The organism is Campylobacter sp. RM16192 (genome assembly GCF_004803855.2).
Classification (GTDB): domain Bacteria; phylum Campylobacterota; class Campylobacteria; order Campylobacterales; family Campylobacteraceae; genus Campylobacter_A.
In genome coordinates, this window is record NZ_CP012552.1 from 1,431,437 (window position 1) to 1,454,787 (window position 23,351).

The 23,351-nt window shown below is 35.3% G+C and carries 17 protein-coding genes and 5 tRNA genes; all 22 read right to left on the minus strand.

Annotated features, from left to right (window positions below; genetic code table 11):
• Positions 1–140 precede the first annotated feature (140 nt).
• Positions 141–4,649 (minus strand): DNA-directed RNA polymerase subunit beta', encoded by a 4,509-nt coding sequence (gene rpoC, locus CDOMC_RS07585; protein WP_172129082.1) that lies wholly within the window; start codon positions 4,647–4,649, stop codon positions 141–143.
• Positions 4,642–8,781, minus strand: coding sequence for a DNA-directed RNA polymerase subunit beta (gene rpoB / locus CDOMC_RS07590; protein WP_172129084.1), 4,140 nt, complete (start codon positions 8,779–8,781; stop codon positions 4,642–4,644). The genes rpoC and rpoB overlap by 8 nt, the downstream gene beginning before the upstream one ends.
• A 103-nt stretch (positions 8,782–8,884) precedes the next feature.
• Complete coding sequence (rplL, locus tag CDOMC_RS07595; protein ID WP_172129086.1) at positions 8,885–9,259, minus strand: 50S ribosomal protein L7/L12; 375 nt, start codon at positions 9,257–9,259, stop codon at positions 8,885–8,887.
• A 20-nt stretch (positions 9,260–9,279) separates the two neighbouring features.
• Entirely contained in the window at positions 9,280–9,762 is a 483-nt protein-coding gene (gene rplJ, locus CDOMC_RS07600; protein ID WP_172129088.1) for a 50S ribosomal protein L10, read from the minus strand.
• A gap of 104 nt (positions 9,763–9,866) precedes the next feature.
• A complete protein-coding gene (gene rplA, locus CDOMC_RS07605) occupies positions 9,867–10,571 on the minus strand; it encodes a 50S ribosomal protein L1 (RefSeq protein WP_172129090.1) in 705 nt (234 codons plus the stop codon).
• Between the two features lie 62 nt (positions 10,572–10,633).
• Complete coding sequence (gene rplK / locus CDOMC_RS07610) at positions 10,634–11,059, minus strand: 50S ribosomal protein L11 (RefSeq protein WP_172129092.1); 426 nt, start codon at positions 11,057–11,059, stop codon at positions 10,634–10,636.
• Between the two features lie 10 nt (positions 11,060–11,069).
• A complete protein-coding gene (gene nusG / locus CDOMC_RS07615; protein ID WP_172129094.1) occupies positions 11,070–11,600 on the minus strand; it encodes a transcription termination/antitermination protein NusG in 531 nt (176 codons plus the stop codon).
• 15 nt (positions 11,601–11,615) lie between these two features.
• A complete protein-coding gene (secE, locus tag CDOMC_RS07620; protein WP_169974405.1) occupies positions 11,616–11,795 on the minus strand; it encodes a preprotein translocase subunit SecE in 180 nt (59 codons plus the stop codon).
• Positions 11,796–11,808: 13 nt separating this feature from the next.
• Positions 11,809–11,884 (minus strand) — tRNA-Trp (locus CDOMC_RS07625).
• A gap of 18 nt (positions 11,885–11,902) precedes the next feature.
• Positions 11,903–12,076: a 50S ribosomal protein L33 gene (gene rpmG, locus CDOMC_RS07630; protein ID WP_169974407.1), complete on the minus strand. Its 174-nt coding sequence runs from the start codon at positions 12,074–12,076 to the stop codon at positions 11,903–11,905.
• A gap of 53 nt (positions 12,077–12,129) precedes the next feature.
• Positions 12,130–13,329: an elongation factor Tu gene (gene tuf / locus CDOMC_RS07635; protein ID WP_169974409.1), complete on the minus strand. Its 1,200-nt coding sequence runs from the start codon at positions 13,327–13,329 to the stop codon at positions 12,130–12,132.
• An 85-nt stretch (positions 13,330–13,414) separates the two neighbouring features.
• Positions 13,415–13,489, minus strand: a tRNA-Thr gene (locus tag CDOMC_RS07640).
• A 135-nt stretch (positions 13,490–13,624) separates the two neighbouring features.
• A tRNA-Gly gene (locus tag CDOMC_RS07645) sits at positions 13,625–13,701 on the minus strand.
• 8 nt (positions 13,702–13,709) lie between these two features.
• Positions 13,710–13,794, minus strand: a tRNA-Tyr gene (locus CDOMC_RS07650).
• A gap of 55 nt (positions 13,795–13,849) precedes the next feature.
• Positions 13,850–13,925: transfer RNA gene (locus tag CDOMC_RS07655), tRNA-Thr, on the minus strand.
• Positions 13,926–14,007: 82 nt separating this feature from the next.
• The gene (locus tag CDOMC_RS07660; RefSeq protein ID WP_172129095.1) at positions 14,008–14,619 is read right to left on the minus strand and encodes a transcriptional regulator; all 612 of its coding nucleotides are present in this window, start codon (positions 14,617–14,619) and stop codon (positions 14,008–14,010) included.
• 12 nt (positions 14,620–14,631) lie between these two features.
• Positions 14,632–15,300 carry a DUF5416 family protein gene (locus CDOMC_RS07665; protein ID WP_172129097.1) on the minus strand — a complete coding sequence of 223 codons (669 nt, stop codon included), beginning with the start codon at positions 15,298–15,300 and terminating at the stop codon, positions 14,632–14,634.
• On the minus strand, positions 15,300–16,718 hold the full coding sequence (locus CDOMC_RS07670) for an HlyD family type I secretion periplasmic adaptor subunit (RefSeq protein ID WP_172129099.1): 1,419 nt from the start codon (positions 16,716–16,718) through the stop codon (positions 15,300–15,302). Before CDOMC_RS07670 ends, CDOMC_RS07665 begins: the two co-directional genes overlap by 1 nt.
• Before the next feature lie 8 nt (positions 16,719–16,726).
• The gene (locus CDOMC_RS07675) at positions 16,727–18,859 is read right to left on the minus strand and encodes a type I secretion system permease/ATPase (protein WP_172129101.1); all 2,133 of its coding nucleotides are present in this window, start codon (positions 18,857–18,859) and stop codon (positions 16,727–16,729) included.
• 4 nt (positions 18,860–18,863) lie between these two features.
• Positions 18,864–20,795 (minus strand): bifunctional diguanylate cyclase/phosphodiesterase, encoded by a 1,932-nt coding sequence (locus tag CDOMC_RS07680; protein ID WP_172129103.1) that lies wholly within the window; start codon positions 20,793–20,795, stop codon positions 18,864–18,866.
• A complete protein-coding gene (locus tag CDOMC_RS07685) occupies positions 20,795–21,463 on the minus strand; it encodes a transglutaminase-like cysteine peptidase (protein ID WP_236861303.1) in 669 nt (222 codons plus the stop codon). Before CDOMC_RS07685 ends, CDOMC_RS07680 begins: the two co-directional genes overlap by 1 nt.
• Positions 21,464–21,471: 8 nt before the next feature.
• Complete coding sequence (locus tag CDOMC_RS07690; protein ID WP_172129105.1) at positions 21,472–23,265, minus strand: TolC family protein; 1,794 nt, start codon at positions 23,263–23,265, stop codon at positions 21,472–21,474.
• Between the last annotated feature and the right edge of the window lie 86 nt (positions 23,266–23,351).

Sequence of the window (23,351 nt, forward strand, 5' to 3'; positions counted from 1 at the left end):
AATTTAAGGTAAATTTCTAAATTTTTAACTTGTAGGCTGATTGTTAAACTCTTAAAGCAGGAGTTTTAGTGATATAAATTTTAAATTTTGATTAAAATTTTATAAATTGCCCTGCTGAAATTTAGCAGGGCAAAAAATATTTAATTTTGTTTTAGTTTTATCTTTCTATCTTGATAAAGTCCTGTTCCAACAGGTATCATACGACCCAAGATAACGTTTTCTTTTAGATCTTCAAGATGATCTATCTTGGCAGCTATACTGGCTTCTGTTAAGACTTTTGTAGTCTCTTGGAAAGATGCTGCAGAGATCACACTATCGCTTCCTATTGCGGCTCTTGTTACACCAAGCAAGATAGGCTCAGCTATAGCAGGATTGCCTCCCATACGCATTATTCTCTCGTTCTCCTCTTTAAATCTTATACGAGAGATCATATCACCGACTATGAAATTAGTATCTCCGCTATCTATTATCTTAACCTGTCTTAGCATCTGAGAAACTATTATCTCAATGTGCTTATCAGCTATCGCAACACCTTGTGAGCGGTAAACTTGCTGAATTTCACTTATCAAATAGTAGTGAAGTGCTTTTTCACCTAAAATTCTTAACACATCATGGCTTGATATAAGTCCATCAGTTAGCTTCTCACCAGCATGTATAAACTCTCCGCTTCTAACTTGAATTTGTCTAGTTTTGTCTATCAAGTATTCAGAAGTAGTTCCATCTTCTGCTTCGATAATAATTCTCTCTTTTGAGCGAAGTGGTTTTTCAAATCTTACAATACCGTCTATTTCGGCAATAATAGCAGTATTCTTAGGTCTTCTTGCTTCAAATAGCTCAGATACTCTAGGAAGACCTCCTGTAATATCCTTTGATTTTGCTACGGCTTTTGGTGTTCTAGCTAAAATATCAGCCTGTTCTACACTTGCACCATCATTTACAAATATCGCTGTTTTTGGCTCAAGTTGATAGCGAATAATCCTTCCATCCTTAGTACTAATTACGATGGTAGGTTTTATACCGGAAGGCAGATATTCATTGATCACAAGACGAGTCTGTCCTGTAGCCTCGTCATATTGTTCTGACGCACTATAATTAGGCTCTATATCTTCATAAGATACCACTCCGGCTTCTTCGGCAATAACAGGAGTAGAGTATGGATCCCATTCTGCTACTATTAACTGCTCCTCATTTACAGGTTCAGCTATAATATCTTTTGAGCCTACTATATCGCTATCATTTACTTTAATAACTGAATTTCTTGGTATATAGTAGCGAACCGCCTCTCTATCATCTTCATCGGCAACTACGACAAATAGCCCTTTTTCGGCTACAGTATAGCCCTTTTTAATATTTCTTATGCGCTCTAAATAATCGCCTTTTAGAATATAAAATTTAAGTACTCCATTTGCTCCAGAAACTATCTTTCTAGCTACAGGATCACCGTCAGCCATCTTAATTTCACTTGCAAAAGGAATACGATTAGGAATGTTCCAACCTTCTTTGATAATCTCGGCTATACTCTCGTTTTCTTGAACATTATCTCCATGCTCATAAGATATATGAATTTTACCCTCTACTTTACCGCTAACTCCGGCTAATTCGTTTGGTTTAGCAAGATCATTTCTTCTAAGAGTGTATTTAGCCTCTTCATTCTTACCTTTTATAGTAATATTGACATCTTCGTGAGCTATTTCTATCTCAATTTTACCTGCAAAAGGAGCCTTTATCTTTGGCTCAACCAATAAAACGGCAGCATTACGACGATTAGCTACAATTCTCTTGCCGTTATTCTCATAAGTATTAAGATTGTAATATCTTATAAAGCCCTCTTTTTGTGCTACCACCTGGCGATCTTGCTGCTCTGTTGAAGCAGTTCCACCTATGTGGAATGTTCTAAGAGTAAGCTGAGTTCCAGGCTCACCGATTGATTGAGCAGAGATGATACCTACTGCCTCTCCTGGTTTTACGAGCTTGCCCTCTCCAAGGTTAAGACCATAGCACTTAGCGCAAACTCCCTTTGCAGCCTTGCAAGTAATAGGAGTTCTAATACTTACAGATTTTATTCCGGCTTCAATTATGGCTTTTGCCTTCTCTTCGTCTATTAAAGTACCTTCAGAGAATAAAATTTCATTTGCTATCGGATCTATAATATCATCCGCTAAAACACGTCCTAAAATTCTCTCTTCAAGACTTTCTACCAACTCACCGTTTTCGGTAATCTCGGTAATCTCAACACCTTCGTGAGTACCGCAATCTTCAATTGTAACTTTAACGTTTTGTGCAACGTCGATTAGCTTTCTAGTTAGATATCCAGCGTTTGCCGTTTTAATAGCGGTATCGGCAAGTCCCTTTCTAGCACCGTGAGTTGAGATAAAGTACTCAAGTACGTTTAGTCCTTCACGGAAATTTGATGTAATAGGCGTCTCGATGATCGAGCCGTCAGGCTTAGCCATAAGACCACGCATACCGGCAAGCTGACGAATTTGCGCAGCAGAACCTCTAGCTCCTGAATCCGCCATCATATAAATCGAGTTAAATCCGCCCTTATCGTTTTGGATAAGCTTCATCATCTCGCCCGCAACTACGTTGTTTGTATCGGTCCAGATATCAACAATCTTATTATATCTTTCCGAATCGGTTAAAAGACCGGCACCATATTGGTTTTGAATTTCGCGTACTTTTTTCTTAGCTTCATCAATATGTTTTTGTTTGTGCTCAGGTACAATAATATCTGCGATAGATATAGAAACTCCTGCTTTTGTAGCATAGCGGAAGCCTAAATTTTTAAGTCTGTCCAAAAATCCAGCCGTTACTTCAAGTCCGCCTGTTTTGTAAACGTAATCAACTAAATTTGCTATATCTTTCTTTTTCATAACTCTGTTCCACATATTTTCAGGAACAAAATCAGGTAATATAGAGCGGATGATCAAACGTCCGGCAGTCGTAAATAGAGTCTTGCCGTCTATCATAGTTTTAATTTTTGAGTGAACCTCAAGGCAGTGCGCCTCTTCAGCGATCATAACCTCATCGACGCTTGCAAAAATTTTGTTTGCACCCTTACTATCTGTTTTCTCAAGACTTAGATAATAAATTCCTAACACCATATCTTGGCTAGGAACGGTTATAGCTTTACCACTTGCAGGAAGCAAGATGTTCATCGAGCTAAGCATTAAAATTTTGCACTCTGCAATAGCCTCTTGTGATAGTGGAACGTGAACAGCCATTTGGTCACCGTCAAAGTCAGCGTTAAACGCTGAACAAACGAGCGGATGAAGCTGTATCGCCTTACCCTCAACCAGTACAGGGTGAAACGCCTGAATAGAAAGCTTATGTAGTGTCGGAGCACGGTTTAGCATAACAGGATGATCCTTAACAACCTCCTCTAAGCACTCCCAAACTTCGTTCGTCTTATCCTCTATCATCTTCTTGGCTTGCTTAACAGTCGTTGCATAGCCCTTTTCTTCAAGACGCGCTAAAAGGTGCGGCTTAAACAACTCAAGAGCCATTCTCTTTGGAAGTCCGCACTGATCCATTCTAAGCTTTGGACCTACAACGATAACAGAACGACCAGAGAAGTCAACACGCTTACCAAGCAAATTTTGTCTAAAGCGACCTTGCTTACCTTTAATAATCTCAGAAAGTGATTTAAGTGGGCGTTTGTTTGCACCTTTTACGGCATTTGCTCTTCTTCCGTTATCAAATAGAGCATCAACCGCCTCTTGAAGCATTCTTTTTTCGTTTCTTATAATGATTTCAGGCGCGTCAAGCTCCATAAGTCTCTTTAAACGTGCATTTCTATTTATAACACGGCGATAAAGATCGTTCACGTCAGAAACGGCAAATTTGCCTCCATCAAGGCTAACAAGTGGACGCAAATCAGGCGGAAGCACAGGCAAATTTGTAATCATCATCCACTCAGGGCGATTGCCTGAATTTAAAAATGATTCAACAACCTTTAATCTCTTTACAATAGTTTTTTTCTTAGCCTCTGAATTTGTAGAACTAACCTCATCTTTTAGAGTATTTAAAAGCTCTATCAAATCTAAATTTGCAAGCATATCCCTGATAACTTCTCCACCCATTCTAGCTCTAAATCCGGTATCCTCAAAACGTTGAGAAAGAGATTGATATTGCTCGTCGTTTAAAACGTCATAAATTTCTACTTTTTTGCTATTTTCATTATCGTAAAACGCATCACCGACAGACTCAACTATATATGCTTCATAGTAAAGCACTCGCTCAAGATCTTTCATCTTGATACCAAGAAGCGTTCCTATACGGCTTGGAAGTGAGTTTACATACCAGATGTGAGCCACAGGAGTTACAAGCTCGATATGACCCATGCGTGAACGACGAACCTTTGAACTAGTTACCTCAACACCACATTTTTCGCATTTGATGCCCTTGTAGCGCATCTTTTTATATTTACCGCAAAGACACTCATAGTCTCTGATCGGACCAAAAATTTTGGCACAAAATAGACCGTCACGCTCAGGTTTTAGTGTGCGATAATTTATAGTTTCTGGTTTTTTAACCTCTCCGTAACTCCATGATTTAATCTTCTCAGGGCTTGCCAAACGAAGTTGAAATGCCTCAAAATCACGAGGGCGGTGCTCTTCTTTTATCTCAATAGGTTTTAATTCACTCATTGTTATCTTCCTCATCGTATATCTCAACGTCAAGCGCTAGAGATTTAAGCTCGTTTGTTAAAACAAAAAACGTCTCAGGAATTCCTGTTTCTGGTACATTTTCGCCTCTTGTTAGTGCTTTATAAGCCATCAAACGACCTTCAACATCGTCTGATTTTACAGTTAACATCTCTCTTAGAGTATGTGCTGCACCGTAAGCCTCAAGTGCCCAAACCTCCATCTCTCCAAATCTTTGACCACCAAATAGAGCCTTACCGCCAACAGGTTGTTGTGTAACAAGGCTGTATGGTCCGGTACTTCTTGCGTGAACTTTCTCATCAACCAAGTGGTGAAGCTTAAGCATATACATGCAGCCTACGTTTACTCTCTCTTTTATTTTTGAGCCAGTTCGCCCGTCGTAAAGCTCGCTCTTACCATCCATATCGATTTTAGCCATCTCAAATAGCTTTGCAAATTCCTCTACTTTAACACCTTCAAAAATAGGAGTAGCAAATTTTACACCATTTGACCAATCTCTTGCATAGTCGATTAAATCCTCATCGCTTATGCTAGATATTGCTTTTTTAGCATCTGTAAATTTAGAAACATCAGCTATCTCAATCATCTTAGCACGAAGCGTTTTGATCCACTCGCCCTTTTTCTCTTCGAAAATTTGATTTATCTGCTCACCTAAGCGGTAGCCCACAAGACCGAGATGGCTTTCTAAAATTTGACCTATATTCATACGGCTTGGAACACCTAGCGGATTTAATACAATATCTACAGCCTGTCCGCTCGGAAGATATGGCATATCAACTTCTGGAACTATATTTGAAACAATACCCTTGTTACCGTGACGTCCAGCCATCTTATCGCCTACTTTAAGTTTGCGTTTTGTAGCTATATATACTTTTACAAGTTTAACAACTCCGCTTGGCAAGATATCATCTTTTTCTAAAATTTCTATCTTAGCGTCATGCTCTTCTTTTAATTTTTTCTTTTCATTTTGGAAGTAGTTTTTAAGCTCATCATATTTTTTCTGAACATCTTTTGCATAGCTTTTTACAATACTATTTAGTGTAAAGCGGTTGATATTCTCAAGATCTGCTTTGTCTATCTTGCTTCCTTTTTTATACTCTTTTTTACCGATAGTTAAACTATCAGAAAGAGCATTTTTGGATAATAAAGAAGTTACTTTTAGCATCTCCTCTCTATCCATCATAAGTAGGCGATCATGATGCTCTTTTTCCAAATTTAGCTTCTCTTCTTCATAGGCCTTATTTGTTCTATTGTCTTTCTCATAGCCTTTTTTTGTAAAGATTTTAACATCTACTACAACACCTTCCATAGAAGCTGTCGCATATAGAGATTTATTGACAACGTGTCCTGCTTTTTCACCAAAGATAGCCCTTAGAAGTCTCTCTTCAGGAGTTGGTTTAACCTCTCCCTTTGGAGATACTTTACCTACTAGAATCATTCCAGGTTTTACATGTGTACCTATTTTTATAATTCCGTTTTCATCAAGGTGCATAAGATCTTCTTCTTTGATGTTTGGAATATCTTTTGTGATCTCTTCGACACCGTCTTTTAGCTCTCTAGCTTCTATCTCTTTTTCATAGATATGCACACTTGTAAAAGCGTCTTCACGTATCATCTTTTCGCTGATTACGATCGCATCCTCATAGTTATAACCATTCCAAGGCATAAATGCTATAAGTGCATTTTTACCTATGGCAAGCTCGCCACGCTCCATGCTGGGGCCATCAGCTATAACTTGACCAGCCTCTACGTTATCACCTTTTCTTACAATAGGATGCTGACAAAATGTTGTGTTTTGGTTGGTTCTTAAATTTTTCTCCATAGAGTAATGGTCTATATAAGGACCCGCCTCATCTTCACCCAAAATAAATATATTTTTATTATCAACCTTTTCAACAACACCTGGACGTCTTGCTTTAATTGCTTCCCAAGCATCGCGCGCTACGATTCTTTCCATTCCGGTTCCTACAATAGGAGCTGATGAGCGAAGAAGCGGAACTGCTTGACGTTGCATGTTTGAACCCATCAATGCACGGTTAGCATCGTCATGTTCCAAAAACGGAATAAGAGAAGCCGCAACACCCGCTATCATACCAGAACAAAGGTCTATAAGCTTAACATCCTCACGCTTAGCAAGTATCATCTCTCCGTCTTGTCTAGCCTCTATAAGATCCTCTACTATATAGCCATGATCGTCTATAAGTGTTGAAGCCGGAGCTATTACTATATTTTCCTCTTGAGTTGCAGTTAGATAGACAATCTCCTCAGTTACTTTGCCGTCAACAACTCTCTTATAAGGCGCTTCAACAAAACCTAGGTTATTTACTTTTGCATAAGTTGAAAGTGTGTTTATAAGACCGATGTTTTGACCTTCCGGGGTCTCTACAGGGCAAATTCTGCCGTAGTGTGTAGGGTGAACGTCACGCACCTCAAATCCGGCACGCTCTTTTACAAGTCCACCCTCACCAAGTGCCGACAAGCGGCGCTTGTGTGTAACTTCACTTAGAGGGTTTGTCTGATCCATAAACTGGCTTAGCTGTCCGCCCGTAAAAAATTCTGTTATAGTCGTAGTAATCATCTTTGGATTTACAAGATCATAAGGCATAATCTCTTCAATGCTACTGCTTAAGCTTGTAAATTTATCGCGGATAGCCTTTTGCATCTTAACAAAACCAAGATGAAGTTCGTTTGCCAAAAGCTCACCGATAGAGCGGATACGTCTGTTTCCAAGGTGGTCTCTATCGTCTATATGGCCTTGTCCGTTTTTAACTTTTATAAGATATTTTGCTGTTTTTATGATATCTTCATTTGTTAGAACGGTTACATATTCAGGAACATCAAGTCCAAGCTTGTGATTCATCTTCATACGACCAACTTGAGTTAGATCATATCTTTCAGGATTGAAGAACAGATCATTTACAAATGTCTTTGCAGCGTCTTTTACGACAGGCTCTCCAGGACGCATAACCTTGTAAATTCTAATCGCCGCAAGGTCGTTTTCATCCTCTACGTTTTCAGTTTGTCTAAGAAGTTTTAGAGTTTCGCCATCTGCGATAAACGAGTTGATAATCGCATCGTCAACACCTGCTGCAAGGTCATTTGCTATCTCTATAGTATCCTGATCTGCTAAAATTTTAGCCAATTTATTCTCATCAAGCTGCGCAAGAGTATCATATATAACTTCCCCGCTCTCTTTATCAATTACTGGAGTAGCTAAAAATCTATTGACCAAAATTTCAGTAGGATACTCTACCCACTTAATGCCACTTTTAATAATCTCATCAGCTTTCTTCTTGGTAAGTCTTTTTCCGGCTTGGTGAAGCACATTACCATCTTCGTCTTTTATATCATACTCTATTCTGCCTACATAATCTTCAGGGTTAAATTCAGTTAAAAATTTATTGTTTTTAATAGTTAGAGTTTGGATAGGATAAAATAGTTTTATAATATCTTGTTTTTTATATCCAAGCGCTCTAAATAGTATAGTTACAGGAACTTTTCTGCGTTTATTAATACGAACGTATAAAACGTCTTTTGTATCGTATTCAAAGTATAGCCAAGAACCGCGGTCAGGAATAATCTGGGCTGTGTAAATTAGCTTATTTACGACAGTTGGGCTCTCTTCTTCTTTAAATATAACACCAGGGCTTCTATGAAGTTGATTTACCACAACTCTTTCGACACCGTTTATGATAAATGAAATTCTATCTGTCATAAGAGGAATTTCACGTATAAAAATTTCTTGTTCTTTTATATCTTTTACACCGATCTTTTCACCTGTTTTCTCATCTTTTTCATGGACTATAAGGCGAATTTTCATCTTTAAATTTACAGAGTAAGTAAGACCTCTTTCCATACACTCTCTAATAGTGTATTTAGGCTTGCCAATCTCTGAGCTTACATATTCAAGCGAAAGTCTATTTTGCGGATCATGTATAGGAAATATTGATTTAAAAACTTTTTCGATACCGCTTTCGCCCTGATTTTCGCCCAAATTTAGAAAATAATCAAAACTCTTTTTTTGTAATTGTAATAGGTTAGGAACATCAATCTCTTTAGCAACATTTGAAAAATCAACTCTAAGACGATTTCCTGAGTATAAACTGTTTAGCATGCGTCTACCTCGTGGTATAAGTTTGAAAGAAAGTAAATGAACCACACGTCTGTGGCATCTTTAAATTTAAAGGGGAGCAAATCCCCTTTCCAGAAATAAATAATTATTTAAGTTCGACTTTAGCGCCAGCTTCTTCAAGCTCTTTTTTAGCTGCTTCAGCTTCAGCTTTGCTAATTCCCTCTTTAAGTACTGAAGGTGTTTGTTCAACTGCATCTTTAGCCTCTTTAAGACCAAGACCTGTAAGAGCGCGAACAACCTTAATAACGTTGATCTTTTTCTCGCCACCGTCAAGTAAAACTACGTTAAATTCAGTTTTCTCTTCAACTTCCGCTGCTGCTGCGCCACCTGCTGCGCCTGCTACCATAACTGGAGCTGCGCTTACTCCAAATTTTTCTTCGAATTCTTTTACTAATTCACTTAGTTCTAGTACTGAAAGATTAGAGATAAATTCTAATACATCTTCTTTAGTAATTGCCATTTTTAAATTCTCCTAATTTTTTATGCTGATTGTTCTTTTTTCTCTTTAAGCGCATTTAGTCCAATTGTGAAATTTTGGATAGGCGCATTCCAAACTTGCAATAACATTGCAATAAGCTCATCACGACTTGGCATTTTAGATAGTGCTTTAACCTTCTCAACACTAGCAACTTCGCCATCAATGTGTGCTGTTTTAATCTTAAATAGCTCACTGTTAGTCTCTTCAAATTTAGCCGCAACTTTAGTAGCTGAAAGCTGATCGCCCCAAATGAATATATTTGTATCCTTAAGAGCCATGCCATCTTTATCGGCATTCTTAAGAGCGATATTTGCAAGAGTATTTTTTATAACTTGAACCTTTACGTTTTGCTCTCTTGCAGCATTTCTTAATACTTCAAGTTTTTTAACGTTAAGTCCGCGATAGTCACATACTATAATCGCTTCATTATCTTTAAATTCAGTTTCAAGTTTAGCTATGATTTCAGATTTTTCGCTTCTTGTCATTCATTCTCCTTTCCGACCGGTGATTTCAAGCAGAGCGGGTCGTCCAATTAAGTCTATTGACCTCGGCTATCTCCAATCTAAGATATAAATTTATAAAAATTTAATTAACGTAAATCTATTAACTCTTGAGTCTCAAGTGAAACAGATGGACTCATAGTTAGCGATAGTGCTGCAGTTTTAATATATCTACCTTTTGCAGCTACTGGTTTATGTTTGTTTATAGCCTTAATGAAAGTTGAGATATTATCATTTAGCTGCTCTTTTGAGAAGCTTACTTTACCAAGACCTGCGTGAATATTTCCTTGCTTATCGACACGGAAATTCACCTGACCACTCTTCGCATTATTGACAGCTTGCGCAACATCCATTGTAACTGTGCCTGTTTTTGGGTTTGGCATAAGACCTTTTGGTCCTAAAATTCTACCAACTTTACCAACTAGACCCATTAAATTTGGCGTAGCTATCAAAACATCAAAATTCATTATGCCTTTTTGTATATCTTCAATTAGATCGTCGCTTCCTACAATATCTGCACCAGCTGCCTTAGCCTCATCAGCTTTAGCATCTTTGGCAATAACAGCTACACGAACAGTTTTGCCTGTACCTGCAGGAAGAACGACAGAGCCTCTAACCATTTGATCAGCGTGTCTTGGATCAACATTAAGTTTAAGTGCTATCTCAACTGTTTCGTCGAATTTTGCAGAAGCAAGAGTTTTTACAGTATCAATCGCCTCAATTAAAGTATATATTTTATTAGCGTCTACTTTTTTTAGTAATTCGCTAAATCTTTTAGTATTTTTCTTTGACATTAATTTCTCCGCATTTAAAAGTGCTTCCGCCCATAAATTTTAAATCCTCGGCGGTTTAAGGATTAGTCGATTACTTCAATACCCATAGAACGAGCTGAACCGGATATAATCTTAGCTGCTTGCTCTTTATCTTTAGTATTCATATCAACGATTTTTTTCTCTACAATCTCTAGGATTTGAGCTTTTGTAAGCTTTCCTACTTTATTTTTTAGCGGATTGTCCGCACCTTTTGTAATATTTGCAGCCTTTTTTATAAGGTCTGTTGCAGGTGGTTGTTTTGTAATAAATGTAAAGCTTCTATCGGCATAAACTGTGATAACAACAGGAATGTTATAACCTGCCATATCTTTTGTTCTTTCGTTAAATGCTTTACAAAATTCCATAATATTTACACCTTGCTGACCAAGAGCAGGACCAACCGGCGGGCTTGGATTTGCTTTAGCTGCTGCAATTTGTAATTTAATTTCGCCTATAACTTTTTTAGCCATAAACCTCTCCTTATACTATCTTCTCAACTTGTGAATATAAAATTTCAACCGGCGTGCTTCTACCGAAAATAGAAACATTTAATCTTAATTTTCCATGTATCATATCGTACTCTTCGACTATGCCGGTAAAATTTGCAAAAGGTCCTTCTGTTATACGAACGCTTTCACCGTTTTCAAATGAAATTTTAGGTTTAGGCGCTCCACGTTTTTGGACTTTTTCCAAAATCAAATTTATATCTTTATCGCTTAACGGTGTCGGCTTTTTAGACTCACCTATAAATCTTCCAACTTTTGGCAGAGATTGAATCTTATGCCAAAGAGCGGTATCTAGATCAAGGTGTGCAAAAGCATATCCGGGATAAAGACTTCTCTCGTTTATTTTTTTCTTGCCGTTTTTAATCTCTATAACGTCTTCAGTCGGGACAACAACCTCTTTTAATTGCTCTTCAATGTTGTGATCTTTGACTAAATTTTCAATAGCTCTCTTAACGCTCATCTCGCTGCCGGCATAAGTTTGAATCGCATACCATTTATGTGCCATTGCTTATACCTTAATTTAAATTAACTTTGAAAGAGAGTAAGACATTACTACATCAACAATTGCTAGAAAAAGTGAAATAACAGCCACAACAGCAAAAACTGTTATAAATGCATTTCTAACTTGCTCTTTCGTAGGGTAAATAACTTTCATTATCTCTGCTCGAGAGAGTTTAAAATAGTTTATTAGTTTTTCCATTTTCAACCTTTGATGGCAGGGCAAGAGGGATTCGAACCCCCAACCATTGGATTTGGAATCCAGCGCTCTACCGTTGGAGCTATTGCCCTAATGCGTTAGCCTTTAATTTAGCTCTTTAACTTTACTTCTTTATGAACTGTATGTTTTTTTAATCTTGGACAATATTTTTTAATCTCTAGCTTTTCAGTGGTTGTCTTGCTATTTTTTGTCGTAGTGTAATTTATATCACCAGACTCAGAACATTTAAGACCTACTTTTACTCTACTATTATTTTTTGCCATAAATTTCCTTTAAAAAGCGGAGAAAATTCTCCGCTAAAAATCAAAATATTAAATTAAGCTAATATTTTAGAAACAACACCTGAACCAACTGTTCTACCACCCTCACGGATCGCAAAACGTGTTCCCTCTTCAAGAGCAACAGGTGCTATAAGCTCAACTGTAATTTTTAGGTTGTCACCAGGCATAACCATCTCTGTTCCTTCAGGAAGAGCTATAGAGCCTGTAACGTCAGTTGTTCTTACATAAAATTGTGGTCTATAGTTATTAAAGAATGGAGTATGGCGACCACCTTCCTCTTTTGTAAGGATATAAACTTCACCCTCAAATTTTGTATGTGGAGTGATTGATTTTGGCTTGCATAGAACCATACCACGCTCAACGTCTTCTTTTTTAGTACCTCTTAGAAGGACACCAACGTTGTCTCCAGCTTCACCTTGATCCATCTCTTTTCTAAACATCTCAACACCGGTAACCGTTGTTGTTTGAGTATCTCTGATACCAACAATCTCGATTGTATCACCAACTTTTACAAGACCTTTTTCAATTCTACCTGTAACAACTGTTCCACGACCAGAAATTGAGAACACGTCCTCGATTGGCATTAAGAAGTCTTTATCTGTTGCACGAGTTGGAGTTGGGATATAGCTATCAACTGCAGCCATAAGCTCCATAACTTTTGCTGACCACTCACCCTCTGTACCTGCTTTAGCCTCGTTAAGAGCTTGAAGAGCAGATCCAGCTATAATAGGAGTATCATCACCAGGGAAGTTATATTCGTTTAGAAGCTCTCTGATTTCCATTTCAACTAGCTCAAGAAGCTCAGCATCATCAACCATGTCAGCTTTGTTCATGAAAACAACAATGTATGGAACACCAACTTGGCGTGATAGAAGAATGTGCTCTCTTGTTTGTGGCATTGGGCCATCAGCCGCAGAAACAACTAGAATCGCACCGTCCATTTGTGCGGCACCTGTAATCATGTTTTTAACATAGTCGGCGTGGCCTGGGCAGTCTACGTGAGCATAGTGGCGATTTTCTGTCTCATACTCAATGTGTGAAGTTGCAATAGTAATACCGCGCTCTTTCTCTTCTGGAGCATTATCGATATTATCATAATCTTTAAGCTCAGCAAGACCTTTTCTTGAAAGAACAGCAGAAATCGCAGCTGTCAAAGTTGTTTTACCATGGTCAACGTGACCGATAGTACCTATATTTACGTGTGGCTTGTTACGTGAAAATTTTTCTTTTGCCATATCTTCCTCCGTAATGATATTTGTTACTTTAAAATCAAAAATTCATGCTTGTTTTATAATTTTCTCTATATTTTAGTAAAATCCGTGGAGCTCATAGCGGGACTTGAACCCGCGACCTCTTCCTTACCAAGGAAGTGCTCTACCTCTGAGCCATATGAGCGTTACAAACGCTTGGCAATAGAGAATTTTTCAATAAAACAAACATAAACAACTATATGGAATAAATTTGGCAGACTGTATAAATGTATAAAAATTTTACAGCTCCCAGTTTCACTCCAAATCCTTACCCAAATCATGGAGCGGGAAACGGGACTCGAACCCGCGACCCTCAGCTTGGAAGGCTGATGCTCTAGCCAACTGAGCTACTCCCGCACGTAGCATGGTGGTGAGACGTGGATTCGAACCACGGAAGACATAGTCAGCAGATTTACAGTCTGCCCTCGTTGGCCGCTTGAGTATCTCACCCTATTTAAACATTAATAAATGCACTTGGTATTTCTGGTCAAACACTGTTACAAAATGGAGCTGGTGAACGGATTTGAACCGCCGACCTACTGCTTACAAGGCAGTTGCTCTACCAACTGAGCTACACCAGCATCTGATTTGTGAAGCCTGAATTATAGCTCATTTTTTTTCTAAAGTCAAGGATTTTATAAAAATATAGTCATCAAATTTAAATTATTGGTTACTTCCCATTAAAAGCACCAAATTTATCCTATCTTTTACGCCAGTTTTTTCAAAAATAGAAGATATATGAGCCTTTACAGTCCTTAGTGTAATGCCTGAAATATCGGCTATCTCTTGGTTAGTAAGACCGTTATATATAAAATTTGCTATGTCTCGCTCTTTTGCGGTTAGTTTTTCAAGAACATCAACACTTTTTGCAGAAGAACTCTCTTTAGTCATCATAACTATCATGCTTTGAATAAATTCAGGATATAGCCAAATATTTCCGCTTTTGATACTATTTATAGCATCATTAAAGTGAACTCCTTGCATATGAGCGTTCGCATAGCCTTTTACACCAAGAGTCAGATAATCTCTGCCTTCTGTAAAATTTGGATCGCGGGACAAAACTAATATCTTTGTATCAGGATTAAGTGCCAAAATATCATGAATTGTCTCTTTGGAATTACTATAAGCATCAAAAAGTATCAGATCAAATTCGCCCTTTATTATATTTTCTAAAATTCTAGAATTTGATGAAATAAGTGAAATTTCATGCTCTTTTAATTTACTCTTCAACTCGTTAGTAAGCGTATTATTTGAAGTATAGATTAGAATTTTCACTGAAACTCTTTTTTAATTTTTAATCTCTGTCTTATAAATTAAAATATTATTAATGATTACATAAATCTCTTTTAGATCGCCAAAATTTGAATCCACATTTTTATAAGCAAAAGTCTTTAAAAACTCCTTTGTTAAATTTGGAGTCAAATTAGTTAATATAGTAATTTCAATAGTATCGCTTGTGATCTTATACTTATACTCGCTTCCATCTTGCAAGAGTTCTAGATTAAAATTTACACTTTCTGAAATTTCGTTATAGCCATTAATAAAAATCTTTATACTTCTCACTGAATCAAAAGGTACTTCTATATCTTCTTTAAAACTATATATTAAATTTTCACTATCAATACTATTAGCTTCTTCAGTGACAGCAAATTTGAATTGCTTACTAAAATTTAATCCATCAGCCTCTTTAATTTCTATAAAATTTGAGTAAATTTCATTAAAATTTTTAATACAATCGCTAAAAACAAGTTCTCTAATAGACGAATCTATAATATCAACTCCATCTCTATTGCTTAGCATATCTGTTATAACCAAGCTATTTTTTAGTAGCCTAGATTTTGTTACTATATATTCTCTAAATTTACCTCTATAGATAGCCTTATCTACATCAGTTTTATCTATAATACTAGATGAATTATCGCCCTCTTCTACTAAAAAAGCGATTTTTTCTAGCATTATCTCTCTCTTAAAGCGTTTTGCTTAGCTTTTAAAATAGGCTTTAAGATATAGTCAAGTACAGTCTTTTTACCTGTTATAATATCCGCACTTGCTACCATACCTACTTTAATACGAAGAGGTTTTTCTTCACTTCCAAGATAGTTTTTTTGCGTTTTTATTCTAACCAAATAATAACTTTCTCCGCTTTTTTCATTAGTCTCTGTATCGGCACTTATCTGTGTTACTTCGCCTTTAAGACCACCATATATAGAAAAATCATAAGCCGTAAGTTTCACCATAGACTCAAGACCAGGCCTTAAAAATGCAACATCAGCTGGTCTTACTTTAACTTCTGCTATCAATGTATCTTCATTAGGTACAATTTCTGCTATATCCATACCAGGTCTTATAACGCCCGAAACTGTATTTACCATTAGCTTACTAACTATACCGTCAACAGGGGATCTAACAAGAGTTCTATCAACTTTATCACTTAAATTTATCTGGCTTTCATTTAGTCTTGAAATTTCAGCAGAGACTTCATTTAACTCTCTTTTTGCGTTATTTTTAAAAGCAAGCCTTGCTTCCATTATCTTATTTTCAACTTCTTTTATTGTTGATTCTATTCTAGGCACAGATAGTGTAGCTGCTTTTAGATCTCCTTGTAAATCATTTACCCTTCTTTGCAGTTGTAAATATTCAACTTCACTTACAAGACCTTTTTTAAAAAGAGGTTCGGTGATCTGTTTCTCTTTAATCATTAGGTTATAGCTATTTTGTGTTTGAGAAATTTTATTCCTAAGCTCCGCAAGTTCGCTTTGGCGTTGTTTTATCTGTTCTTCAAAGATACTAATCTGCTCTCTTAATCTAGCCTTGTTCGTCGAGAAAAGGCTCTTTTCAAAGGATACAGATCTCTTCATCTGATCATCCGTCGTCATATTGTAATCAAATTCTTTATCGTTAGCCTCTGCATACAACCTTAAATACTTTGCTTGAAGCTCATCAAGTCTTAACTTGGATTCACTATAGCTACTTGAGAAAGTTTTGTTGTCTATTTTTAGTATAACTTGCCCTTTTTTAACCTCATCTCCCATATGAACAAAAATTTCTTCTATAATGCCACCCTCTAAATTTTGAACGATCTGGTTTTTTCCAGATGGAATAATCTTGCCAGTGCCTCTTGTAATCTCATCAATCTCAGCAAATGATGCCCAGCCAACAAGAAAAACAAAAGTTATAAAGATAAGATATAAAATTTTTCTTGAAGCTGACGGCGCCTTTGCCAAAACTGCTTCAGAAAGACTAGACATAAATCTCAAATCATAAGCATCATACTCTTTGGACTGAATAATGTTTTTAATTTTATCTACAGAATTATTTAAATTTTGACTAATATTCTCTTGTCGCTTTAAATGTTCTTGTAAATCTTTACTCATCATACCACCTACTTCCCATTAAGCTTTGCCAAAACATCTTCTTTTTTGCCGTCAAGTAAAATTTTACCACCATCAACTACTATAAGTCTATCCACAAGATCAAGGAGTGATGTTTTATGGGTTATTAGCACCACAGTTTTGTTCTCAGTATTATATTTTAAGTTATTCTTCAGTTTATATTCAACACCACTATCAAGAGAATTTGTGGGTTCATCAAGGAGTATGATTGGGCTATCCAGTAAAAATGCTCTAGCTACAGCTATAGCCTGTCGTTGACCACCGCTAATACCTTCTCCTCTTTCAAGCACTGGCATATCAAATCCAAGAGGATGGGAATCTACATATTCATCAACTCCGCTGACTTTCGCCGCTCTTATTATTTGCATATCATCAACATGAGGAGCCTTATAAACTATATTTGCTCTAACGGTTCCTTTAAAAAGCATTACGTCTTGAGGTACGTATCCAATATTTCGCCGTAAATCAGCTGGATCTATCTGGTTTATATCAATGCCATCTATAAGAACTGAACCCTCTGTTGGAGAATAAAGACCCAGAATAATTTTTTGTATAGTAGTTTTTCCAGAACCATTTTTACCTATTATTCCTACTTTTTCTCCTGGATTAATTACAAAATTAACTCTATCAAGGGAGCTTTTTGCACTCTCAGGGTAAGAAAAACTAACATTTTTAAATTCAATTTTGCCATCAAATGTATTTCTTCTAACAAATTTCTTACCATCAGGACGCTCGACAGGCAAATTCATGATATTTTTTAAACTTCCATACGCTGTCTTTGTTTGCTCAAAATTAGCTAAAAGTGAAGCCACTTGACCCATAGGTGCTATTGCACGAGATGATAACATAACAGCCGCTATAAGACCGCCCATAGTAAGTTTAGTATCTTGTATCATATAGACTCCAAGCACGATTACTGCTACGGTATTTAACTGAACCAAAAAAGAGGTAACTGTACCAATAGAAGCAGATATTAATTTTGATTTTATACTCTTATTGGCTATCTCGCCTGTAGCTTCCTCCCAATTCCATTGAGCATAGCCTGTGGCCCCCATTGTTTTAATTGTTTCGAGTCCATTTAAAGTCTCAATAAGTATTCCATTTTTCTTTGAGCTTGCCTCAAAAGTACTTTTAATGCTATTTTGAAGAGGATCTTTTATCAAAAAAGTATATATCATAATAAGTGCTATAAATATTATAGGAACAAGCACCATTACTCCAGATAAGAAATATATAACCAAAAGAAACAGAATAGAGAATGGAAGATCAACCAAAACAACTAGAGTGCTGGATGTAAAAAAGTTTCTAACAGTATCAAATTCTCTAAGATTATTAGCAAATGAGCCTACTGATTTAGGCTTGACAGATAGCTTAATATCCATAACTCTCTCAAACAATAAAGAACTCATAATAATATCGCTCTTTTTCCCGGCAATATCTAGAAAATAAGTTCTTATAAATTTTAAAAATAGATCAACTATATACACAAAGCTAACACCAAAAGCAAGTACCCATAAAGTTTCTACAGCATTATTTGGCACCACTCTATCATAAACATTCATAGTAAAAAGAGGACTTGCCAAAACAAATAAATTTACAACGATACTAGCAATTAACACATCTATATAAATTTTTTTAGAACGCTTTAAAGTGCCCCAAAACCAGTGTTCAGATTTACTATCTATAAGGTAATTACCATTATCCTCTGGGGCAAATTCACGTTTTAAAAAATACGCATAACCAAGATATTCATTTCTAAGTTTGCTGATATCCACTATAGTTGATCCATTAGGAGTGTCTGGAGTTATTATTTTTGCCTGAGTTACATTTTCAAAACTCTCTAAAATACAAGCTTTTTTGCCTTTCAAAATTAAAATACAAGGAAGTACGAGAGGTGAAATTTCATCTATTTCTTTATTAACTAGAGTAGATATGAACCCGGCTCTTTTAGCAGCTCTTGTAAATAATGATTTTGAACCGTTTAATGAAAAAAGTTCTACACTTTCATTTTCATTTACAGGCAATCCTTTAACAAGGGCATCTGCTGTGTATGGGTTATTATGCAACTTAGTAAAAATAACCAAACAATCTAAAAGTTCATCTGTTTTAATTTTTTCTTGCATTTTTTTATCCAATATTTTTTGTCTCTTCTATAAACATTCCCTGCATTGAAGAAATACCAAGAGATTGAAGTTTATCCATCTGCAATTTGTTTTCAACACTTATGGCTACTATAGTAATGCCTTTACTTCGCATCATCGCATCAAAAGAATGTTTTTGCTCAGAGCTACTTTCACCAAAAAAATCTATAAGATCTCTGGCAGTAATTTTAACATAATCAGGACTAATTTCCCTAAGTCTATCTATGCTTTTTGTATCAAAACCAAAATGATCGAATCCAAGACCAATACCAAAATCACGAAGCTTTTGATGCAAGTTTATAAGTATAGGAATATCCAGATCGTCTTTATTTGGTATTTCTATATAAATTTTATTTGACGCATTATGTTTAATCTGCCTAAAGGCTGCTTCAATCTCTGAAAAATAATAAGTGGATGTTAATACTTCTTTTCCTAAATTTATAGATATAGCCCCCTGAGGCAATGTTTTGTCCTTAAGCATACTTACAACTTTATTTAGTACATACAAATCTATCTTTGCTGCAAAATTTAACTCATTTACCATAGGCATAAAATAACTTGCCATCTGCCATATGCCATTTTTGTCAACTAGTCTCAAAAACAATTCACAATGCTCAATTTCTTTATCGTTGGATACTACTCTTTGTCCAGCAAATCTAAACATATTATTTTCAATTGAACTCAATATAAGCTCTCTATATTGTTCTTTACCAAGCAATATTTCAGAGCCTTCATTGTAAACTTTTATTTTAAAATTACCACTTTCCTTTGCTCTTAGGATAGTCATATCTGCTATAATCATTATATTTTTTAGCTTAGCATCATGGGAATAGTCCACTATAGCAGAATTTACAAAACAAATATCAATATCTAAACAATATTTTTCAAATATATCTTGTATATAAAATAAAATATTTTCTCCAGTAGACAACAACCTTGATGGCGGAATACTTGGGGCAACAACTATAAAATCATTTTCATTTAATCTTGAGCATAGCATATTTTGAGTATTGTTCCTGATAACATTTGCTATAGAAATAACCAAGCTTTGCCATTTTTCAAAACCTATACCTTTCTTCAAATTATCCAATTCTTTACATGATATCATCATTACAGAACCACTTGAATACTCTTCACTTGACAAATAATCTACAAATTGATTCTGAAAATATCTCCTGTTAAACAGCCCTGTCTGATCGTCTTTATAAAGCAAATCCTCATATTTACTAAGAGTTTTTGCACTCTGTTCAAATATGTCTTTAACTTTACTTACCATACTATTCATTGCCAAAACCATACGCCTAATATCGACTGTAAACGGAATTTTATCTTGAATTATAAAACGATTTCCCAAAATGGCCTCAGCTTGAATTTGAACTTTTTTAAGAGGTATGAAAATAAATTTTAAGCCAAAATAACTTATTGAAAGAGCTATTAAGGATATAATAGTTAATATATAAAATACATTTTTTAGTATTGTATATAACTCATAATATGCAATACCGGTATTGCTTTGAATGTAAAGAGTACCAAATTTCGACCAACCATCCATTATCTCACTACTCTCTATAGGAGCACTTAGCTTTATATTTTTCAAAAACCAATCTGGAACGCCTTCCACCATAGTTTCTTGAGAATTTTCAACAACAATCCTACCATCAACATCTACAAGTTTTATCATAGAGTAATAACCACTGTCAAACATTGAATTCACCATGGCTTCTATAGTTGAAACATCGTTTAAATCGGCTGCTGTTTTAATTGCAAGACCTAGTGAATTTGCAGTATGTCTTGCATTTGCGCTAAGCTGGGATGATATATAATTATTTATAGTAGTAAAATTTAATATGCCAACAGCTATAAATATAACCAATCCAAAAGACATAATTGCAACCATAATCTGTTTAAAAAGTGTCATTATCCATCCTCTTTCATTCTATCTACTAAATTCAACCATTTAGGATTTTGTTTTTTATTTCCTCCTGGAATTGCTTGACCCAAGCCTTCCTGCTTAGATAAAAACAAAGAATCACCATTAAAGCTATAAACAGGGACTAAATCTTTTCTTTGGGTAGCTACTCGTATCTTGGGATTTATGTTATCTAAAATAAGCGGTATAGATTTTGGAGTATCATAATATGATAAAACCATATGAGCTTGATTATATTTAATCGCTTTTACATATGTAAAATATAGTTTTTTAGTAGAGATGCCGAGTTGTTTTAGTGTAAAATATTTAGCAGTAACAAAATCTTCGCAATCTCCAGCGCCTTTACCTAAAAATTCCATTCTTGTAGCCCAATAGTCTTTCTTACCCCATACATCTTGATCTTCCTTCCATGTAAGAAGATTAAAATAGTCATTAATTTTTAAAAGTTTCTCTTGTTCAGTAGAATTCTTTAAACTAACCATTAGTTTATTTAATCCAACTACTCTTTTTTTAGCATTTTCGCCATAAATTTTAGCAATTTTTTCATACGTAGAAGCTTTTATAAATTCATTTTCTGCAAAAAGAAAAAATAAAAAAAAGGCACTCAAGAAGAGTGCCATGAGTATAGTTTTGTCCGTATTGATACGGGCGATCATTTTAATACTTATTTAAGGTCGCTATCTATACTGCAAGCGCCTTGAATATACTTCTTGGAAAAACCTGGTTCAAAGCTATCAGTTAACATACCCATATTATCAAGAAGTCTATATTTAGAATATAAAAGAGCATTTTTAGTATTTATTATCTCTGTAAGAGCATTATTATACTCGCTCTCTGCATCAAGTAAATTTATTAGATCTCTTCTACCTATTCTAAATTCATCTCTATAAGAATCAAGAGTATCCTTAGAATATTCAACATGCCTTTCAAGATATTCAATCTTCTTTTCATTTAAAATATATGTCTGCCATGAGAATTTTAGGCTCTCAGAAAGATCCCTTTTTACGTTTTCCATACTATGCATCGACTCTGTAACAGCTAACTTGCTTTTTTCTTGTTCTAATTTATCAATATTTTTATTGAAAATGTTGTATCTTAATCTTAACAATACATCATACTGCTCTTTTTTATAATCATCATAAAATACACCATTTTTCTCATAAGAAGCAGATGCTTCAAAATCAAGTCTAGGTCTAAAAGGAGCTTTCTTTTCATTTACCACAGACTCATTCATCTTTATATTAGACATTTCCAAAAGAAGAGTAGGGTTACATCTCATAGCCTTTTCATATACAATATATTCAGCTACTGGGAGTGACATATCAAAACTAGGTATAGTTAAATTTTCTGCCTCAACTCTTTTACCATAAAGCTTTTCAAATGTACTTAATGAATCGTAATAATTATTCTCTTGAGCTACTAAATTAGCTTGAGCAAGTGTCAAGCGAGAACCAGCTTGCCTCTCCTCCGAACTTCTAGCAAAACCGGAATCTGTTCTATCTTTTATCTGTTCATAAATTTCTTCGTGAGTTTTTACATTTGCTTTAGAAATATTAAGCAATTCTTTATTTCTAATTACCTCAAGATATGCACTAATAACTTGCAAAGAAAGCCTATCAGCTTTTTGTACCACACTATAGGCAGCAGCATTCAGTCTATGATTTTGAGATATTATTCTATTTTTATCTGCACCACCATTATATATATTTTCTACAAAAGTTAATCCAGCCGTAGCTTTATTACCTTTGCCTGTTTGAGCATTTATCCCATCGTCAGTTTTGTCTTTCACGTAACCATAAGTTCCATGAAAATCAAGAGTTGGATAATAGGCATTATTTGCGATTTTAAGATCTTTACCAACTTTCATATAAGCAAATTCTGTCTCTTTAAAACCAGGATTCTCCTCTAAAATAGTTTTTATAACCTGACTTAAAGTTATAGATCCGTCAGTAACAATATTTGGTTCTTTTTTTTCTATTGAATTACTTATGTTGTCATCATATTCAATAATATCCAATTTTAATTTTTTTTCTAGCATATTTATGGGAACAAAATCATCTTTGCCAGTTTTAACTTCTAATTTTTCTACAGTTTCTGACACAAAACCATCTGGTGTATGTTTAACAATTAAAGAATCACTTTCTTTTGTAACTCTTTTTCTCATTAAAGAACCTTCATAGCCAGGAATTTTCTTAATTTGAGCAAATATCTCACTAGCTTCTTTTTTTGAAACAGGTGTAGTATCTACATACAAAACTTTATAGCCCTTTACTACATAAATATCAGCATTAAGCCTAGAGTCGCTTGAAATTTCACTTCTTACCTTTTCTAAAGCTCGATTTATCTGCTTCTCACCCATAGCTTCACTAACAGTACTCATATATATTCTATAAGACATATCTTGTGCGAACAATATACTAGTAGCAGCCAGCATGCTAACAACAACTATGTTTTTCATGATAAAATCCTTTCATAAAAATTCTTTTTCTTGAATAGCTAATCATTATACAATAAAAAAACAAAAATTAATATATTATTGTAATC

What these genes read in the sequence shown, in the direction of transcription:
- rpoC (WP_172129082.1), bottom strand. Translation starts at nt 4,649, where the DNA reads ATGAGTGAATTAAAACCTATTGAGATAAAAGAAGAGCACCGCCCTCGT.
- rpoB (WP_172129084.1), bottom strand. Translation starts at nt 8,781, where the DNA reads ATGCTAAACAGTTTATACTCAGGAAATCGTCTTAGAGTTGATTTTTCA.
- rplL (WP_172129086.1), bottom strand. Translation starts at nt 9,259, where the DNA reads ATGGCAATTACTAAAGAAGATGTATTAGAATTTATCTCTAATCTTTCA.
- rplJ (WP_172129088.1), bottom strand. Translation starts at nt 9,762, where the DNA reads ATGACAAGAAGCGAAAAATCTGAAATCATAGCTAAACTTGAAACTGAA.
- rplA (WP_172129090.1), bottom strand. Translation starts at nt 10,571, where the DNA reads ATGTCAAAGAAAAATACTAAAAGATTTAGCGAATTACTAAAAAAAGTA.
- rplK (WP_172129092.1), bottom strand. Translation starts at nt 11,059, where the DNA reads ATGGCTAAAAAAGTTATAGGCGAAATTAAATTACAAATTGCAGCAGCT.
- nusG (WP_172129094.1), bottom strand. Translation starts at nt 11,600, where the DNA reads ATGGCACATAAATGGTATGCGATTCAAACTTATGCCGGCAGCGAGATG.
- secE (WP_169974405.1), bottom strand. Translation starts at nt 11,795, where the DNA reads ATGGAAAAACTAATAAACTATTTTAAACTCTCTCGAGCAGAGATAATG.
- rpmG (WP_169974407.1), bottom strand. Translation starts at nt 12,076, where the DNA reads ATGGCAAAAAATAATAGTAGAGTAAAAGTAGGTCTTAAATGTTCTGAG.
- tuf (WP_169974409.1), bottom strand. Translation starts at nt 13,329, where the DNA reads ATGGCAAAAGAAAAATTTTCACGTAACAAGCCACACGTAAATATAGGT.
- CDOMC_RS07665 (WP_172129097.1), bottom strand. Translation starts at nt 15,300, where the DNA reads ATGCTAGAAAAAATCGCTTTTTTAGTAGAAGAGGGCGATAATTCATCT.
- CDOMC_RS07670 (WP_172129099.1), bottom strand. Translation starts at nt 16,718, where the DNA reads ATGAGTAAAGATTTACAAGAACATTTAAAGCGACAAGAGAATATTAGT.
- CDOMC_RS07675 (WP_172129101.1), bottom strand. Translation starts at nt 18,859, where the DNA reads ATGCAAGAAAAAATTAAAACAGATGAACTTTTAGATTGTTTGGTTATT.
- CDOMC_RS07680 (WP_172129103.1), bottom strand. Translation starts at nt 20,795, where the DNA reads ATGACACTTTTTAAACAGATTATGGTTGCAATTATGTCTTTTGGATTG.
- CDOMC_RS07685 (WP_236861303.1), bottom strand. Translation starts at nt 21,463, where the DNA reads ATGATCGCCCGTATCAATACGGACAAAACTATACTCATGGCACTCTTC.
- CDOMC_RS07690 (WP_172129105.1), bottom strand. Translation starts at nt 23,265, where the DNA reads ATGAAAAACATAGTTGTTGTTAGCATGCTGGCTGCTACTAGTATATTG.